An 18240-nucleotide genomic window follows, 5' to 3' on the forward strand; every position below is an offset into this window, starting at 1 on the left:
CGAGCTTTCATGAGTTTAAGCATCCGGATATGCCGGAGATTACGATTCGTGATTATGCGGAGCCGATTGATTCGGCGAATATGACACCGGAGGATTGGTATCTGATTGCGCAGGATATTCAGGACAATTACGACGATTATGATGGTTTTGTGGTGCTGCATGGCACCGATACCATGGCGTACACGGCGTCGGCTTTGTCGTTTATGCTCGAAGGTTTGCAGAAGCCGGTGATTCTGACCGGGTCGCAGATTCCGTTGACTCAGCTTCGTACCGATGCGCGCGATAATTTAATCAATGCGGTGTTTCTGGCGGCCAACCACCCTATTCCTGAAGTCTGTCTGTTTTTCCATGATCATCTGCATCGCGGCAATCGTTGCACCAAAACCGATGCTGATGGTTTCGCTGCCTTTTCATCGCCAAACATGCCGCCATTGGCCAGCATCGGCAGCACCATTAAAGTGCGCGACCATTTAGTCTTTAAGCAGAATAAGCCTGAATTGAATGTGCAGAAGTTCAGCTCACCGAAGATTGCCATTCTTACCCTGTTCCCCGGTATTTCAGCGGATCTGGTCAAAGGCTTTTTAAGCCAGCCACTCGATGGCGTTGTGTTGCAGTCTTATGGGGCCGGTAATGCACCGATTAAGAATAAAGCATTGATGGACGCGATTCGCGAAGCCTGCGACAACGGCCAGGTCATCGTTAACTGTACTCAGTGCTTGAAAGGCAGCGTTAATATGGCGACCTATGAAACCGGCAAAGTATTGATGGATGCAGGTGTGATTTCCGGGTATGACATGACCACCGAAGCGGCGCTGGCGAAGTTGTATTATTTGTTTAGCCGCGGCATGGACAGGCAAAGTATTCGTGAAAAGATGATGACCAATTTAAGGGGTGAATTGACGGTACCGGAGTGATTGGTTTGATTTAGGTAGGGGCAGACCGATGTGTCTGCCCTTTTTTGTATATGGTCTATGAGATCATTGGGCGCACACATAGGTGCGCCCCTACCATCTAAGAGCTAAGAGCAGATTCCCTAAAGGGATTCCCTTCGGTCGCCTGATTTCAAGTTCAGGCAGGCAATTCTCCAAGAATTGCCACTGCATTCCCCACATCTGACTGACAGGACGTCAGGAATGCAGGTTTTGCAGGAGCAAAAACCTGCCCTGTGGGTCAGATGACAAGCTTGTGGGGTTGGCGCTATTCCTGATGGTGATTCCGTTATTCTGGTAGGGGCAGACCTGTGTGTCTGCCCTTTTTGTATATGGTGGCTGAAGATTTTGGGCGGGCACATTGGTACCCAAGGGGCAGACTCCCCGCCCCTACCACCTAAGAGCAGATCCTGATTTTCATCAGGATGACAAGACTTTGAGGTTGGCGCTATTCCTTCAATCTTGTCATACCGTGGATTAGGACAAATACTCTTTCAAGTACTCGTAGTTTGGTGTTAACTGACCTTTGTAGACGATAACTGCGTCGGCGAGGTCTTTTGGCAAGCCGCATTCTGCAAATGGTTTGCTTAAGTCCATACGCATGATTTGTGGTGCGTAGGTGGTTAATGCTTTGGAGAAGTCGTTGGAGGCGTCAATCGGTAGCTCGCATGGCAGGTTGTCAATGGACATGACGGTGACGCCGTTCCAGCTGATGCCGTCAATGCTTTCCTCTGTGTCGACGTTGTAAGTGAAGGCTGGGTTGTCGCTGTCGGAGGCTTTGGTTGTGCATTCGAGGCTGCCGTTGATGTCGCAGCTGATGTCGCCGATGACTAGTGGCAGTTTGTCTTTGTTTTGCTGCATGCGTTCTTTAGTCAGGTGTTTCGGGTACATCTCTTCCCAGTATGGGGTTTGCAGCAGGATGTTGAATTTGCCGAGCACCTGATCGAATGTGCTTTCGTACAGTTCGCTTCCTTTGTCGACGAATTCTTGCATCTTGAATTCGCCACCGTCTTTGCGGCGATTGATGTGACGGCTGCTCAGTACGGCATAAAAGCTGCCTTCCGGCAAGTTACCGGCCAGGAAGTCTTTGGCGCTGACTTTCGGCAGTCCTAACCATTCGCAGACTTCGATTGAGCCTTTGCCGACTTTGCCGGTGCCGACGACTAGCGCGCGGATCGGTTCGCCTTGTGACAAATCAAATTGCTCAAGCGACTTTTTAAGATTCTCAACCGTGCCATAGGTGTGGGTCATTTTCAGATCCGACAAAGGCGTTGTTAATCCTTTTTGTGCCAATTTTTGCCCCAGAATGGCAAAGCTATCCACAGCACCGGCGATACCGGCATAGCGACCGAAGGCAATGGTTCTTTGGCCGGTTGCGGGATCAACAATCGGTTCGTAATCCAACAGCGTTGCTTCTTCATCGAGGAATTTCTGCAGCAAAGGCATGTTGTATTCCTGGCCTTTGATGGTGTGAGAAAAGGCTAAGTGTACCTGGCCGTGTTTAATTGAGTCAACGGGTGGTTCTTTAATGCCTAAAACGAATTCTGCCTGGTCTGGAGAGGAAGGATAAATGGCACCGGCGGCTTGGTATTCCTGATCTGAAAAAATGCGGATATCGCAGGGTTCTAATTCGATGGTGAAGCCTTGTTCGGTTAAGGTCTTAACGGCCTCTGGCGTTAACGGGGCTCGTTTCTCCCACTTATTCTTATGTTCTTTTCGAATAATCGTTTTAAGCATAACTACCCTATTTTGCTGTAATTTGAGATGAGAACTGACTGGAATGGTTATTAATCGTCAGAATTGTCAATTGTTTTGGAGTCAATCAAGTGACCTTGTTGGCGAAGCCTGTCATTTGAAGACAGGCCTTCGAATTCACTGCGCATTTTTTTGCCGGTCTGAATTTCACCCTTTGCTGAAATAGTGAAAGGCTCATCACTGGCGTTATGGCGTGCGTTATAGAGCATAATCGCCTGCATGCAGTTTTCGCGCTGCGCTTCGGTCAAAGCCGAGCCATCGGGCCATTTACCGGTTTCAACTGCTTCGGTAAAGCGCTCAATAAGGTCTGGTGTAAGCGAGTCTACAAGTTGGCTGTAGTCAATTGACACGATAAAAGTCTCCACAACGAATGCTGTCCGAAACAAAATTGGGCGCAATTATCCTCGATTTTGTTATGAGTTGCCAGTATCAAAAAGTATCAGCTGTAACTTATTGTTTTTCGTGCATTTCCTTTTCGATTTCCTGTAATTGCTTACGAATAAGAACAATGTTGTTCAGAATATGAGCTTCTGTTTTTTGGCTTCGCTCTAAGGCTTTTTTCTGCTCTTTAACTTCATCAAGATTGTTCAAGACCAGAGCAATGAACAGGTTGATGATGATAAAGGTGCCGATAACGATAAAGCTAACGTAGAAAATCCAGGCCCAATTGTAATGTTCCAGATCCATGTACATAATCTGAGTCCAGCTTTCCAGTGTTACTATTCGGAACAGGGTCAACATGGAAGTTCCCAGATCGCCCCAATACTGAGGGTTTGTTTCATGGAATAGATTAAAGCCAGCAACTGCGTAGATGTAGAAAAGGACCAGCATCAAAACTACCACATGGAACATCGAAGGGATGGTTTTAATAAGGGTAGTAACTATCAAACGTAGTTCGGGAAGCACCGAAATCAGACGCGCAACCCTTAATAGACGTAGCAAACGCCCAATAACTGCAAATTGGCCGGTGAATGGGATAAGTGCGACAACGACAATAGAAAAATCAAAAACATTCCAGCCATCTTTAAAGTACTTTTTAACATCAGGAGCGCAGGCATAAAGCTTTAAAACTACCTCAATGACAAAGATACCTAAGATGATGGCATGAGCGGTTTCAATCCAATCCAGCTGGGTCTGCGATAGGCTGCGACTGGTTTCTACTCCAATTAAGATACCGCTTAAAACAATGACTGAAATAATAAAGCGTTCGAACCATTTATCGTGTACTAAAGCATTAATCCTTGCGTGCATAATCTTGTATTTTTGGTGCTGACTGATGGAGCGAAAATTACCAGCAAAAATTCACCGAGGCAATCACAAAAGTGTAACCAGAGCTAACCTGCCTCACGAGCAGCACCTTTCATAAAAACTATTAACCATGATTAATTGATTATTAATACCTATCTAAGTATAAAACTGTCAGTCTTTTATACAAAATTTATAGACCTTTTGTATAAATGTGATAGAGTTAACTAATTCTGAACCTTATGGTTCTCGTTTGGGGTTAGATGCGTATCACAGGTCATTATGTCTCTAAAGGTTAAAATTCCTGCTGACTCATTACAGCTAGGCATGTATGTCGTAGAACTCGACAGGCCTTGGCTTGATGTGCCTTTGATGTTCCAAAAGCTTGTCGTCAAGCGCGAAGTTGAGCTCAAAACCCTCAAAGAATACTGCAAATACGTCTATATCGAAGTCGACGAACAATTCTGGTCACTACAAAAAGACAAGCTCAAAGCCAAGGCAAAGACAGCCCCTCTTCCTGAAAATACGCCATTACACCATGAGTTAAAGCGTGCTCATGGCACCTACGAAGCCGCTCGTGAAGAAGCCATTAATATATTTGAGCTGGCCAAAATGGGCATGCGAATTGATATTGGCCACACCCGTCGTGTTATTCAAAGCTGCATGATCAGCATTATGTCGAATGCCAATGCTTTATTCTGGCTGACCCGTATCAAGGACAAAAGCCAATTTACCGCCGAACACAGCGTTCGAGTAGCCATTCTTGCCATTGCATTAGGTAAATACCTTAAGCTAGATGAGCAACAGCTGGAACTGCTTGGGCTGTGTGGAATGCTACACGACCTGGGCAAAACTCAGATCCCGGAAGAAATTGTCGATAAACCCTGCCAACTGACTCAGGTCGAAATGCGCGTCATGCAAAAGCACACCATTCTGGGCTATGAGCTGGTCAATTCAGACCCATCGATTAATCAGACGGTTAAAGACGTGATTAAAAACCATCATGCACACATTGATGGTACTGGTTACCCTAAATTGCCAGCCGAACAAATTAGTTTTTATTGCCGCATCATCAGTATCGTCGACGCTTACGACACCATGACCAGTGATACCTGCTACAAGCGCAGTATTTCCGCGCGCGATGCGTTGAAAGAATTATTTAACCAGCGCAATAAGCAGTTTGATGGTGAGCTAGTCGAAGCCTTTATTCGCATGCTCGGTATCTACCCTCCTGGTACATTAGTTGAAATGAGCAATGGCGAGGTCGGTATTGTGATTTCAACTCATCCTGAGAAAAAGTTAAAACCTAAAGTCGAATTGGTTCGTGATAGCGAAGGCAAACTGCGCAAATCGTTAATCATTGACCTAAGCAAGCTCCCATCTGATAAATCAGGCATGCGCTACTCTATCAAGCGTCCACTGGCTGACGGTGCCATGGGTTTCGATATGAGAAGCTATATTCAGCAAACCCATCATATTCAATCGAAGAACCAGCGCTAATTTTAGACTTCTGTTTCTCCACATAATATTGACGTTCGACCTAATAGACTCCCCTGCATATTTTTTAAAGCCAAAAGCAGATCCTGAATCAAGTTCAGGATGACAAGCTTGAAAGTTTTTTCAATAGGTACAATTTAGTTGCTCAACTTAAATTAGTTGAGCTCAAAAAAGCTCCTTTTTTGTTCAGTTTTTATCAATCAACTAACGCCAATTGAAACTCATAATTAAGGTTTACCTTGCTCACAATTTTGTCATCCTGAACTTGATTCAGGATCTGCTCTTAGATATGAGATCAATATTTGTATTACAAAAGTGACGCCTAAGCGCTTGATTTATAAATCTCAGCGCAAGACAATGAGCCTTCATAACAATAACTCTTGTAACGGAACGCAACGGGAATTTTCATGACACCAGATTTAGCATTAACTCTATCTGCAGTTTTAGCCATCGGGATCGGTGCCCAGTGGTTAGCCTGGTATTTAAAGCAACCCTCAATTCTCTTCCTGTTATTGATCGGGATTATTATCGGCCCTGTGCTTGGCTGGTTCAATCCTGATGAAACTTTGGGCGATTTGCTGTTTCCCTTTATATCACTTGGCGTTGCCGTCATTCTCTTCGAAGGGTCTCTAACGCTGGAGTTCCATGAGGTCAAAAGTCATGGCCGCGTGGTTCAGCTGCTGGTTTCGGTCGGAGTGCTGATCACCATCGCCATTGCCGGTGCGGCGGCTTATTTCCTGTTCGATATGCATCCGTTGATTGCCCTGCTTTTCGGTGCACTGGTTTGCGTAACCGGCCCTACCGTCATCATTCCTATTCTGCGCAATTTACGCGCCAATAGAAACATCAGCAACGTGCTACGCTGGGAAGGCATCATCATTGACCCTATCGGCGCTATCGCAGTGGTATTGGTCTATGAGTACATCATTTCAGGTGGTTCAGGTGAAAACGCCCTGCTACTGTTCGGTAAAATTTTATTGGTGGGAGCAGCTCTGGGGATGGCCGGTGCAGCTGTCCTTGCAACGCTGTTGAAGAAACATTGGGTGCCTGAATATTTACGCAATATTTTCACCTTAGCCTTCGTTCTCCTGGTGTTCTCAATTTCGAATCACATCGAGCATGAGTCAGGACTATTGACCGTCACCATTTTAGGTGTTGCCTTGGCCAACTGGCCTAAGTTTCCGAAAGATGACATTCTCGATTTCAAAGAGTCACTATCCATCCTTCTAATTTCCGTATTATTTATCGTACTGGCGGCAAGGCTGGACTTAGGCAGTGTCCAGCAAATTGGTTACACCAGCCTGATCCTACTGGCAATCATCATGTTTGTAGCACGTCCGATTGGCGTCTGGGCATCAAGCATTGGCTCAAAATTGAAAACCAACGAGAAGCTGATGATCAGCTGGATTGGCCCTCGCGGCATTGTTGCGGCAGCTATCTCTTCATTATTTGCCATCCGCCTGGAAGAATACGGGCTGGCTGGTACGGAATTTTTAGTGCCGCTGGTTTTCATCATTATTATCGGCACGGTTTTGATTCAAAGCTTAAGCGCAGCTTTTGTTGGCAACTTGCTAGGTGTTCGTGAGCCATCAAACAATGGCGTTCTAATTATTGGCAGTAACCCGGTTGCATTGACGGTTGCGAAAGCTTTAAAAGATCATAATGTTGATGTGCTAATGGCACATAACAACTATAGCAACATCGCCAAGGCGCGTATGGAAGGCATCAGAGTTTACTTCGGCAACCCTATTTCAGAGCATGCAGACAGAAATCTTGACCTGATTGGTTTTGGCCATGTCTTTGCCATGAGCATGGATCAGGAACTCAACAGTCTTAGCGAACTCAACTTCAGGCATACTTTTGGAAAACAAAATATCTATCGCTTACGCTCTGCTAAAGATAAGAATAAAAATGATCGCCAGGAGAAAGATGAGTACTATCAGTCTCCCTGGTTGTTTGGTGAATCGGTCACATATGGCCAATTGGCCAGCATGATTGCTAAAAATGCGAAAATCAAAGTCACCAATATCACTGAAAACTATACCTTTGAGCAATATCGTAAAGACAATCAAAATTACGTTGCTCTGTTTATGATTGACAAGAATGACACCATGAAGGTCTTTTCGTCAGAAACTGAAGGCAAGAACATCAAGGAAGGAACAAAGATTATTTCTATGATTATGGATTCAGAAGACCCCAAAGGTGAGCGCCCAACTTCGGCAGGTGCACAAAAAGAGCAGTTTCAAAAACTGGCGCAGAAAGAAAAAGGAATGAGTTAAACATTAGTCCATAAAAAACTCTCGTCTTGGCGGGAGTTTTTGTGATTGCTATTAGCTGGCTTAAAATCTATTGAAACCAGTCGAGATAGCATCTCCTTAAGACTTAATCGAAGTGCTAATACTAAGCAGCCCTTGTTTTAGCGATTCTTCAAACCCCTGCTCAAGCACTGTATTTCGACTTTCGTAGTTTGAAATTTTCTCAATGCATACCCAGCAATCGCGCTGTTTCTGCTTACCATAATAAAGTGCCAAATCTGCAAGTTGTACGAGCTTATTCCATGAAATTTGTTTCTCTGGATTCTCAATACACGGATAGATCACAGCACCGACTGTGCAGGTAATATCAATAGAATGCCCCTGAGTTACTGAGTAAGGCTCTTGCTTAACGGCTTCAACCATACGCTCCGCCAAAAGATGTAAACCGTCTGAATTATCAAGACGAGCTACAACGATAAACTCTTCTCCACCCCAGCGCACGAAAAGGTCGGTATCACGGATGGTTTCATTAATTCGCTGAGTAAACTCAATCAATATTTGATCGCCCGTCTCATGCCCATAGGTGTCATTAACATGCTTAAAGTGATCAATATCCAAAAGATAAATACCAAGAGCATGCCCATCCTGGTTAGCCACAGAGCGTTTAATAAAGCTCATTTCGCGACCGATATTTTGTTCGAGGAAGCGACGATTTTTTAGTCCTGTTAGTACATCAAGAACACTTAACTCTTCATATTGTTCGGCAAGGCGCTTTTTCTGTGTCAGTCGAATAATGGTAATCACCACCAGTAGTAGCAGAACGAGTGAAGATGCAATCATAAAGAGAATTTGACCGTCTCGTTTTTCCTGTTCTGCTGTTTTAAGAGCGATTTCTTTTTCAAGCAGCTCATTCCTTAACCGCGACTCCTGTTGTACCCGATGCAGTTCAGCGGTTGAAGCAACTGATGTCGAGCTCTGCTTTAACTGGCTTTCCAGCTTGTTAATGAACAAGTAATAAAACTGCTCCATTCCTGCATACTTGATGGCCTTATCCTCTAAATTGGATATGCGTTTATAAACATCAATTTTAACTTCAAGCGGTACGTTTTCATGCAAAGGCAAACAAACATCCAGCTCAGCCTCTTTCCCCAACTTATACTTAACCAGTTCTCGATAACAGTAGAGGTAGGAAAACTCAGTATTATTAACAACAGGCTCATCGTAAGAGCGAGCTAAATATTGCTCAGCTTCTTGAGTACGCCCGAGCTCAACGGCAGACAGTGCAGAGAAAAGAATGGATGATAGTTTCAGATGAGGAATTTCAGTATCACTTTTATTGACGATCTCAAACCATTCTAGTGCTTTTTCATATTCGAATGTGTGTAACGCATAAGCAACGCCAATGTTGAACTGTGGAATGATCATGGCTGCGAGAGAAGTTTCAGCGAACTCAGGATCTTCACTGGCGCGTTTTTTTATTCTTTCGATGGACTGTTTATGCAGCTCTATACCTTTCTTAATGTAATCATCATCGCCATGAATAATATACAAGCTGGCGGTATTAACCATTGCATCATTAAGCGCAAAGAACTCCAGGCTTTCTCCCATCGACAATGCTTCTTCATAACTTTTAAAAGCAGCCGCAATATCCCCCTTGCCCGACTGATACCAACCCATAGAAGTCAATACCTGGGCTGCCATAGTTTTATCATCGGCTTCAACAGCAGACTTATAGAGCTCAAAAAAACTATCAATACGCTTCTCGTAGCTGACGTCACTAGCCTGGATACAGGCAAAACGGTAGCGAAGATCGAATGATAAAGGCGGGTTTGATTGACAAAGCTTTTGCGCTTCAGGATTGCTGTAATTGAAGAAATGTTCAAAAGCCAAGGCTCTTTGGAAATTATAACGTTCGGCGGCAGTTGTGGCCTGGTCAATTTGGGAGTTTAACCAGTCAAGACGCCCATCAGGCGACATCTCGTCATAGAGTTCGGGAAAGGGATCTAACTGCTGAAGCTCTTCAAGTGTAATTTCTTCCTCTTCAGCAGCCGTAGCTGAGTTGAAAAAGGTACCAAGCACCAATGCGGTCAAGATAGTTGGTATCAATATTAATCGGATAGTTTTTATCATTAACCGCATCTCAGTAATCAATTCGCTAAGCCTTACTTCGATTGTATCAATATCAACCGATTTGTCTATTTTTGATACAGTTAAGAAGGAGTCTTAAAGTAATGCTTAATTATTTGAGTCTAATATACGGTAATCATGAACGGCTCATTAAACGATAAAGCATCCCGATATTAGTCAGTCGCTGGTCATTCACCGAAAGTATCACAGGCCCCAAAGCTTCCGGTGTCAACGCCACGACTGAACCATTGCATCCGCTCCTGCGCTGAGCCATGAGTAAATGCTTCTCGACGCGGAGCAACGCCAGCACGCTTCATCAAAGTATCATCACCAACCGCTTCTGCGGCTGCCAAAGCTTCTTCTAAATCACCCGCCTCAAGAAACTGTGTTCGTTTGTGCGTGTGGTTGGCCCAGACGCCTGCTAAACAGTCTGCCTGTAACTCCATCTTGACCTGCAAAGCATTTTGTCCTGCCTTATCAAGCTGACTTTGTTTTTGACGAACTTCCTGTGATATTCCGATTATGGTTTGAATGTGATGTCCCACTTCGTGCGCGATCACATAAGCAATAGCAAAATCACCGCTACCACCCATCTTTTCAAGTTCTTCTATAAAACTCAGATCCAGATAGACTTGCTGGTCAGCAGGACAGTAGAAAGGGCCCGATGCAGCCTGACCAGTGCCACAGGCGGTAGGAGTCATATCTCTATAAATGACCATGGAAGGTTTGGGGTATTGCTGATTTGACTGAGAAAAAATTTCTGACCAGGTATCTTCTGTATCCGCCAGAATGACCGAAACAAAATCAAACGTTTCCTGCTCCTGTGGTGAAGGCTTGTAATTGGTTTGCTCCACACTGCTTGCAGTACCGGAAGTGCCCATTAAGCCAGAAATCACCTGCATCGGATCCTGCTTAAAAACAAAAATAGCAATAGCCGCAATGATAATACCGCCAATACTTAGCTTGGAACCGGACTTCATTCTCTGACCACGACGGTCATCCACATTGCTACTTCGTCTACGACCACGCCATTTCATGATGAAGCTCCTTTATCGTAACAACCTTTCCTACTTTTGACTCTTTCGAACTCGAAAAATACGATACAGCCCATAACAAACAACAACTCACCAACGAACATAGATGTATATAAAGTAGGACTATTATGCATAGAAACTAGTGTGAAATAATGAAACACCCCAACTCCAATCCCTACATAAAGACCTTCTTTTTCATAATAATTAGGAACTCGAAAAGTTAAATGTGAAAAGTACAGCACTAGATTAATTCCAGAGCTAGCCAAGACTATTGAGTAGTAGCCGATAACTTTATCAAAATTAGTATTTAAGAAATTTAACTGGCTCCAGGTAACGTAAGCTGGTTCGATATTCAAAATAAAAAAGACATAAACGACGAATGTAAACAGTAAAATTGCTATTCTGTTCATCAGCTAAGCTCTCAATACCCATCCGAAAATAGCACTCTTTGCACACCACGCACTGTCCAGGGGCCCTTGCCGCCTCCGGCAAGTGGCATCAGGCGATAACGCTTTTCACCGTTGGGTTTGGTCTCGGTATTGAGGATGTGAACTATTTGATTGGCCAGTTTGCTGGCGGCTATCTGGGTTTTCCATGAACGGTAACCATTCGGCCATTGCAGCGTGTACTGGCGAGGTCTTGTGCCACCCCAACCCGGTACAGTGCCTATATTAGGGAACCGGTTGCCGAGTTCAGTGACGCCTGCTTCGGCAAGCAGAAAATCAAGGCGCGAGATTACAGAGCTGGCGACTCTGCTGTTCCAGCTTATTAGTGGAAGTCTTCCCTGTTTTCCTTCGAGATGAGCAGTACAGAGCGCTGCCAGATAGGTCCAGCCACTGTTCATTTTAGCATCAGCATTTTCATTCGCATCAACCGCAGCTTTAATGACCTTTTTGACATTTTCGACGGTCACTTCTTTTTGCGGCGTACCACTGACATTAAATAGCTCTGTTGCAGTTTTAACGGCCATCTCACGCCATTCGTCATCCCAGTCATCCCCTCGCTCCAAAGTTTTTGCGAGCTCATTGGCACGATAATACAAGGGATCCACGGCTGCATAATGAAGTGCGTAGCCAATTCGTGGTTTTGGCCAGAAGAAAGCAAGCAATCGGTCATGCCATCCGGCTACGGCTTCGCCGGTAGGCTTTTTCAGATAATAGGCCTGATATGGTGCATCTTCAATCCAACGAACCAGCGCTCGAATAAACTCTAGATCATCAGCATCTTTTTCAGGCACATAAGGCGGATAGGTATCTTCGCCAATCAATTCGATGCCCTGATCATCAAGCACCACAGGGTCGCTGGACTTGACTTCGATATCAGCCTGAACACGCGCTTCGGCATAGTTCATATAGGTATCCTGCTCGGCAAAACTCATGCTGTCCCATAAAGCAAGCGCATGATCGCTTAAGCAGGCGGCCGGCTCTTCGCTACCTGAGTCATAGCCGATGGTGGTTTGTTGGAGAAAATCGATATGGTCACGAAGGAAGGTATCATTGACCTGAGCATTGTTGCGATAGGCCCAGGGCACCATCATTCGGGCAAGCACTTCAAGGGTAAAGCGTCTATTATCGCGAATCAGATCGCTCAGGCTGCTGTCACTAATGCCGATAGGCATCTTGCCGTATTTCCAGGCATGGCGCTGCGCATCATGGGCAGGTGAGAACCGTTTAAACCAAACTTTCCAGGCAGCAATAAAAAATCCAGCGCTGATTTCGAAGTCGTCGGCTTGTTTGAATATGACTCTCATACTATCCCTAAGTGATTACTTTTTAAGTAACAAATAAGATAGCGGTATTGCCAGTTTACTGCAAATATAAAAGCGCAAACCCCAACCCGTATAACACTAGCTGGAAACACTGCTTGTGCGGAATATTCACGCCCACTATCAAGATCCGGGCAAGATCGCTATAATTCCGCGGCAATTCTAACAATCACTAGTCATTTGGCATGAAGCTCGATTTACCGCAGATCACTGATAAAACTAACTTTGTCCATTATCTGGACGGCCTCGCTGGCTCCAGCCGTGCCCTGGCTTTCGCTAAGCTCGCAGAGCAGCGCGAGCAGCCAATCGTGGTCATCAGCGATGACACCCCGGCTCTGTGGCAACTACAGAAAGAAATTCAGTATTTTCTAGGTAAAGATTCGGATATACCGGTTATGGTCTTCCCCGATTGGGAAACCCTGCCCTATGACAACTTTTCACCGCATCAGGACATCGTTTCCGAGCGACTTCTGACGCTGTATAACCTGCCACGTCTGAAGCATGGCATTGTGCTGATCGCGGTCAATACCCTGCTTCTGAGATTACCACCGCAGCAATATATTGAGCAAAATAGCCTGATTGTCCATAGCGGACAAAAGCTGGACATGCACGAAGTGCGCAGGCTGTTTGAAGAAAGCGGCTACCACTCGGTTAATCAGGTCTTTTCTCATGGCGAATACGCGGTAAGAGGCTCCATTCTCGACGTTTTCCCTATGGGTTCGGAAAAACCACTGCGGCTGGATTTTTTCGATGATGAAATTGACAGCATCCGATATTTTGACCCCGAAAGTCAGTTGTCCGATGACAAAATCAGCAAGTTTGAATTACTGCCAGCCAAAGAATTTCCACTGGATGAAGACGGCATTGCGACTTTCAGGCAAAACTTCCGCGCTGAGTTTGAAGTCAATCTACAGCGCGTCTGGCTCTATCAGGAAGTCAGCAATGGCAACTCTCCGGCGGGTATTGAATACTATTTACCCTTGTTCTTTGAACAATTGGACACCTTCTTCGATTACCTTCCCCAACAATCGCTAATTTGTACACTGGGCGATCATCAGTTGCATGCTGAACACTATTGGGACGAAATAACAGAACGCTACGAGCAACGCCGGCATGACATAGAGCGTCCAATTCTTGAGCCAAGTAAACTGTATCTGGCTGCTGATGAGCTAAACTCACAGCTCAAGCAGCATATCCGCGTACATATCAAGCAAGAACGCCCTGACGCTGATTATCAGGCCAGCCCAATGCCCATGATGGCTATTGATCATAAGGCTAAAGATCCGGTCAATCAGTTCAGAAGCTTTTTGAGCCAGTGGACTGGACAATGTTTCATCGCCACCGAGTCTCCGGGCCGCCGCGAAGCGTTAAAAGATTTACTGGCTCGCAATGAAATTCAGACTTCCGTGGTCGAACACTGGAGCGAAGCATCAGGTGCCAAAAATCTGGTTATTGGTGTAGCCCCATTAAGTAAGGGCTTTGCCCTGTCTGATCTGGCAGTGGTCACTGAAACTGAGTTGTTTGGTGAACAGGTCATCAAAACTCGCCGCCGCGACACTAAAGCAGCCGATCAGGCCGAGGATATGATCCGCAATCTCGCGGAGCTTAAAGAAGGCGACCCGGTCGTTCATATTGAGCAAGGCATTGGCCGCTACCGCGGACTGGTCAAACTGGAAAGTGGCGACATCGAAGCCGAATACCTGATGATTGAATATGCAGGTGGTGACAAACTGTATATGCCAGTTCAATCATTGCACCTGATTGGCCGCTATTCAGGCACCAATCCGGAACTGGCGCCTTGGCATAAGCTGGGCACAGAACAGTGGGATAAAGCTCGCCAGAAAGCTGCAGAGAAAGCACGAGACGTCGCTGCCGAGTTGTTGGATATCTATGCCCGACGAGCGGCCAAAGAAGGTATTCAATACCAGTTGGATGAAAGCGAATACCGTCGTTTCTGTGCTGAATTTGCTTTTGAAGAAACCGTCGATCAGACCACTGCGATTAATGCTGTGATTCGCGATATGACTTCACACCTGCCGATGGATCGTCTGGTCTGCGGGGATGTGGGCTTTGGCAAGACCGAAGTTGCGCTACGCGCAGCCTTTATTGCTGCTCAATCTGGCAAACAGGTTGCGGTGCTGGTGCCAACCACCCTGCTCGCACAACAGCATTTTGAAACATTCAGCGATCGCTTTGCGGATTGGCCAATGAAAGTCGCCAGCCTGTCACGTTTCGCTACCAATAAAGAAGTTCAGGCAACCTTAAAAGGTCTTGAAGATGGTACGGTCGATATCGTGGTCGGTACTCATAAACTGATTCAACAGGACGTTAAATTTAAGCGTCTTGGTTTGCTGATTATTGATGAAGAGCATCGTTTTGGCGTGCGTCAGAAAGAACAGCTCAAGAAGTTCCGTACCGAAGTGGATATTCTGACCTTAACCGCAACACCTATTCCGCGAACATTGAATATGTCGATGTCTGGCATGCGTGATTTATCGATTATTGCAACGCCTCCTGCGCGTCGACTGTCAGTTAAGACTTTTGTTCGCGAATATCATAAGCCGCTGATCCGTGAGGCGGTGCTGCGTGAAATCCTCCGTGGTGGTCAGGTTTATTTCCTTCATAACGCCGTTGACACAATACAAAGAACACTTGAAGAGCTTCAGGAGTTGTTGCCAGAAGCTCGCATCCAGCTGGCTCATGGCCAGATGCGTGAACGCGAACTGGAACAGGTCATGCGCGATTTCTATCATCAACGTTTTAATGTTCTGGTCTGTACTACCATTGTCGAAACCGGCATTGATAATCCTAACGCTAATACCATGATTATCGACCGTGCGGATAAGTTTGGCTTAGCACAGCTACATCAACTTCGCGGCCGTGTTGGACGTTCGCACCATCAGGCCTACGCTTACCTGCTTACCCCAGCGGGACGAAAAATCACCAAAGATGCCGAGAAGCGTTTGGACGCCATTGCTTCACTGGAAGATCTGGGCGCAGGTTTCACCCTGGCCACCCATGACCTTGAAATTCGTGGCGCGGGTGAACTGTTAGGCGATGAACAATCCGGTCAGATGCAGGCTGTTGGCTTTAATTTATACATGGACATGCTGGAAGATGCGGTCAAGGCGCTAAAAGAAGGTAAAGAGCCGTCATTACAGCAAAGCCTGAAACAGAAAACAGAAATAGACCTCAGCGTACCTGCCTTGATCCCGGATGATTATATCGGCGATGTCGCCACCCGTTTATCGCTCTACAAACGTATCGCTAATGCCAAAAGCAAAGAGCAACTGGACGCTTTGCAGGTTGAGTTTATTGATCGCTTTGGCTTATTGCCTGAGCCTTTGAAAAACCTGTTTACCATCACCGAGTTGGCGCTGCGAGTACAACCGCTGGGCATCAGTAAAATTGATCTGGTTCGCAGTGGTGTTCGAATGCGCTTCACTCAGGATAGTCAGATTGACCCGGGCAAACTGGTTCGCCTGATTCAGCTAAACCCATCACGCTATCGTTTTGAGCAAAATGTCATATTAAAGATTCTGACGGAAGAAGAAGAAATTACACCGCTGATTAAAGAAATTAATACTGTTATAGAGAAGATTTCGTGAAATCTGACACCTCGCCCAGTCTCACAATTTAAGGCTGGGCTTTCCTTTCAATCATGGTAAACTCTAATCACTAAAAGCGTAAACCAGTAAACTTATGAGTAGAAAAATCATCACCTTAGCCCTGCTTTTTGGCTTGGTCTTCAGTATTCCTAACAGTTTGGCACAAAGCATTTTTGATATTGAGTTTGTCTTCTTCAAACGCATCGACCAACAGGACAACTCAGCTCAGGTCAAAGAAACTGAATTACCAGACATTGAAACTGAATTTGACTTTAGTAACCTGCCTGAAGACTTTACTCTATTGACCAACGATGAGTTAAAACTTCACGGCGTCTGGGCTCGCTTAAGAAGCAGCCAGAACATCCGCCCTTTGTTGCATATCGGCTGGCGCCAACCTCTACTGAATAAATCAGAAACGCCCTGGCTAGCCTACTCCGCATCGGACGCTCCTGAAGAAGCTGGTCTTGATGAGTTTAATGGCCTTATTCGATTCAGTCGCAATCAGGGATTATTGGTTGAACATAAAGTGACAGGCTTTAAGCCATTGAACCTGCCCGAAGAATTTATGCAGTCTTCGGATGAAGAAAACTCTGACTACCAGTACGACAGAGTAGATACATTTGATGACTCTGCCCAAGAGCCGGTAGTCGATATGCAAATGCCTGATCAGTTACATGGCTATTTCGTGCTTTCCGAAAATCGCAAAATCAAACTGGATGAACTGCATTATTTTGATCACCCCAACATGGGTATCTTATTAAAGGTCACAGCTTACAAAGCCAGCCTTGAAGAGCAGGAAGCTTTACAGAACCCTTAAACCATTACGAAGAAGACAATAATTTAAATCAGGAAGATCCATGAGTAATATTTTGGTCATTGGTGGCGGTATGGTTGGCAGCGTTATCGCTCGCGACCTATCTGAAAAATATGACGTTACTGTTGCCGATGTCAGCAACACGCGACTAAAACTTCTTAAAAAACGTCACCCCTCGTTCAATACGTTGGAGCTGGACGTCACGAATCTTGATGATCTTAAAGGTGCGGTTAAGCCGTTTGATATCGTAGTCTGTGGTGTGCCTGGTCATCTTGGATTTGCTGCACTTAAAAATATTATCGAGTCAGGCAAAAATGTGGTCGATATTTCATTCTCGCCGGAGAACTGTCTCGAGCTCGACTACCTGGCAAAAAAGCATAAAGTAACTGCCGTTATTGATGCAGGCGTTGCCCCCGGTATGGATAACCTGCTGCTTGGTTTTCACAACACGCGCATGGAAGTCAGCCACTTCGAGTGTCTGGTCGGCGGTCTACCCAAAATTCGTAAAAAACCTTTCGAGTATAAAGCGGCTTTCTCACCGATTGATGTTATTGAAGAATATACTCGCCCTGCCCGCTTTTTTGAGCATGGGCGTATGGTTACTCGCGAAGCCTTAAGCGATCGTGAACTCTTTGAGTTCGATAAGATCGGCACTCTCGAAGCCTTTAATACCGATGGCCTGCGCTCACTCATGTTCACCATGAACAATATACCTAATATGAAAGAAAAAACCCTACGCTACCCGGGTCATGTTGAAGCCATTAGAACTCTTAAAGCCAGCGGCTTCTTCAGCAAAGATAAGGTCTCAGTTCGTGGCCTGGAAATTACGCCATTGGAAGTGACTTCTGAAATCCTGATTAATGAGTGGAAACTTAAACCAAAGGAAGAAGAATTCACCATTATGCGAGTAACCATTCGTGGCCAGGAAGGTGAAAAGAAGAAGGAATACGTCTATACCATGTACGATGAGTATGACAGGGTTAAACACGAAACATCCATGGCCCGCACAACCGGCTTCACAGCTAATGCGATTTGCCAATTGCTACTGAAAGGAAAATTTGATAAAAAAGGTGTGTTTGCACCAGAACATATAGGCGGTCATACAGATTGCTGCAAAACGGTTTTAGATTATCTCGAAGAACGAAAAGTACGTTACCGTTTAGAGGAAACTGTTTTATCAACCTGAGGCCAAAGACGGCCTCATTTGTGAG

Annotated in this window: 12 protein-coding genes; 6 read left to right on the forward strand and 6 right to left on the reverse strand. The window is 45.4% G+C overall.

Annotation, left to right across the window (positions count from 1 at the left end; translation table 11 throughout):
• Positions 1 to 914 (forward strand): asparaginase (ansA, locus tag HUJ19_RS10130; protein WP_290624033.1); only part of this gene is annotated, 914 nt, incomplete at its 5' end.
• 492 nt (positions 915 to 1406) lie between these two features.
• On the opposite strand, the gene HUJ19_RS10135 is transcribed toward ansA, so the two are convergent.
• The 3 genes from HUJ19_RS10135 to HUJ19_RS10145 form a co-directional block, all read right to left on the reverse strand.
• Positions 1407 to 2666, reverse strand: coding sequence for a bifunctional lysine ketoglutarate reductase /saccharopine dehydrogenase family protein (locus HUJ19_RS10135; RefSeq protein ID WP_290624035.1), 1260 nt, complete (start codon positions 2664 to 2666; stop codon positions 1407 to 1409).
• 50 nt (positions 2667 to 2716) lie between these two features.
• Entirely contained in the window at positions 2717 to 3034 is a 318-nt protein-coding gene (locus tag HUJ19_RS10140; protein WP_290624037.1) for a DUF1315 family protein, read from the reverse strand.
• Between the two features lie 100 nt (positions 3035 to 3134).
• Positions 3135 to 3935, reverse strand: coding sequence for an ion transporter (locus HUJ19_RS10145; RefSeq protein ID WP_290624041.1), 801 nt, complete (start codon positions 3933 to 3935; stop codon positions 3135 to 3137).
• Between the two features lie 276 nt (positions 3936 to 4211).
• On the opposite strand from HUJ19_RS10145, the gene HUJ19_RS10150 reads away from it, so the two are divergent.
• Positions 4212 to 5429 carry an HD-GYP domain-containing protein gene (locus HUJ19_RS10150; RefSeq protein WP_290624045.1) on the forward strand — a complete coding sequence of 406 codons (1218 nt, stop codon included), beginning with the start codon at positions 4212 to 4214 and terminating at the stop codon, positions 5427 to 5429.
• Between the two features lie 404 nt (positions 5430 to 5833).
• Complete coding sequence (locus HUJ19_RS10155; protein WP_290624050.1) at positions 5834 to 7705, forward strand: sodium:proton antiporter; 1872 nt, start codon at positions 5834 to 5836, stop codon at positions 7703 to 7705.
• 96 nt (positions 7706 to 7801) lie between these two features.
• Here the strand turns inward: HUJ19_RS10155 and HUJ19_RS10160 are convergent, their stop codons facing one another.
• The 3 genes from HUJ19_RS10160 to HUJ19_RS10170 form a co-directional block, all read right to left on the reverse strand.
• Entirely contained in the window at positions 7802 to 9811 is a 2010-nt protein-coding gene (locus tag HUJ19_RS10160; RefSeq protein WP_290624052.1) for a diguanylate cyclase, read from the reverse strand.
• Positions 9812 to 9996: 185 nt separating this feature from the next.
• Positions 9997 to 10845: a neutral zinc metallopeptidase gene (locus HUJ19_RS10165; protein WP_290624053.1), complete on the reverse strand. Its 849-nt coding sequence runs from the start codon at positions 10843 to 10845 to the stop codon at positions 9997 to 9999.
• Positions 10846 to 11263: 418 nt separating this feature from the next.
• On the reverse strand, positions 11264 to 12592 hold the full coding sequence (locus HUJ19_RS10170; protein ID WP_290624055.1) for a hypothetical protein: 1329 nt from the start codon (positions 12590 to 12592) through the stop codon (positions 11264 to 11266).
• Between the two features lie 200 nt (positions 12593 to 12792).
• Between HUJ19_RS10170 and mfd the strand changes: the two genes are divergently transcribed.
• From mfd to HUJ19_RS10185, 3 genes are all read left to right on the forward strand, one after another.
• A complete protein-coding gene (gene mfd / locus HUJ19_RS10175; protein ID WP_290624057.1) occupies positions 12793 to 16215 on the forward strand; it encodes a transcription-repair coupling factor in 3423 nt (1140 codons plus the stop codon).
• A 94-nt stretch (positions 16216 to 16309) separates the two neighbouring features.
• On the forward strand, positions 16310 to 17032 hold the full coding sequence (locus tag HUJ19_RS10180) for a CsiV family protein (RefSeq protein ID WP_290624059.1): 723 nt from the start codon (positions 16310 to 16312) through the stop codon (positions 17030 to 17032).
• A gap of 40 nt (positions 17033 to 17072) precedes the next feature.
• Positions 17073 to 18215, forward strand: coding sequence for a saccharopine dehydrogenase C-terminal domain-containing protein (locus HUJ19_RS10185; RefSeq protein WP_290624061.1), 1143 nt, complete (start codon positions 17073 to 17075; stop codon positions 18213 to 18215).
• Positions 18216 to 18240 lie beyond the last annotated feature (25 nt).

Source organism: Kangiella sp., assembly GCF_014762745.1.
Lineage (GTDB): Bacteria > Pseudomonadota > Gammaproteobacteria > Enterobacterales > Kangiellaceae > Kangiella.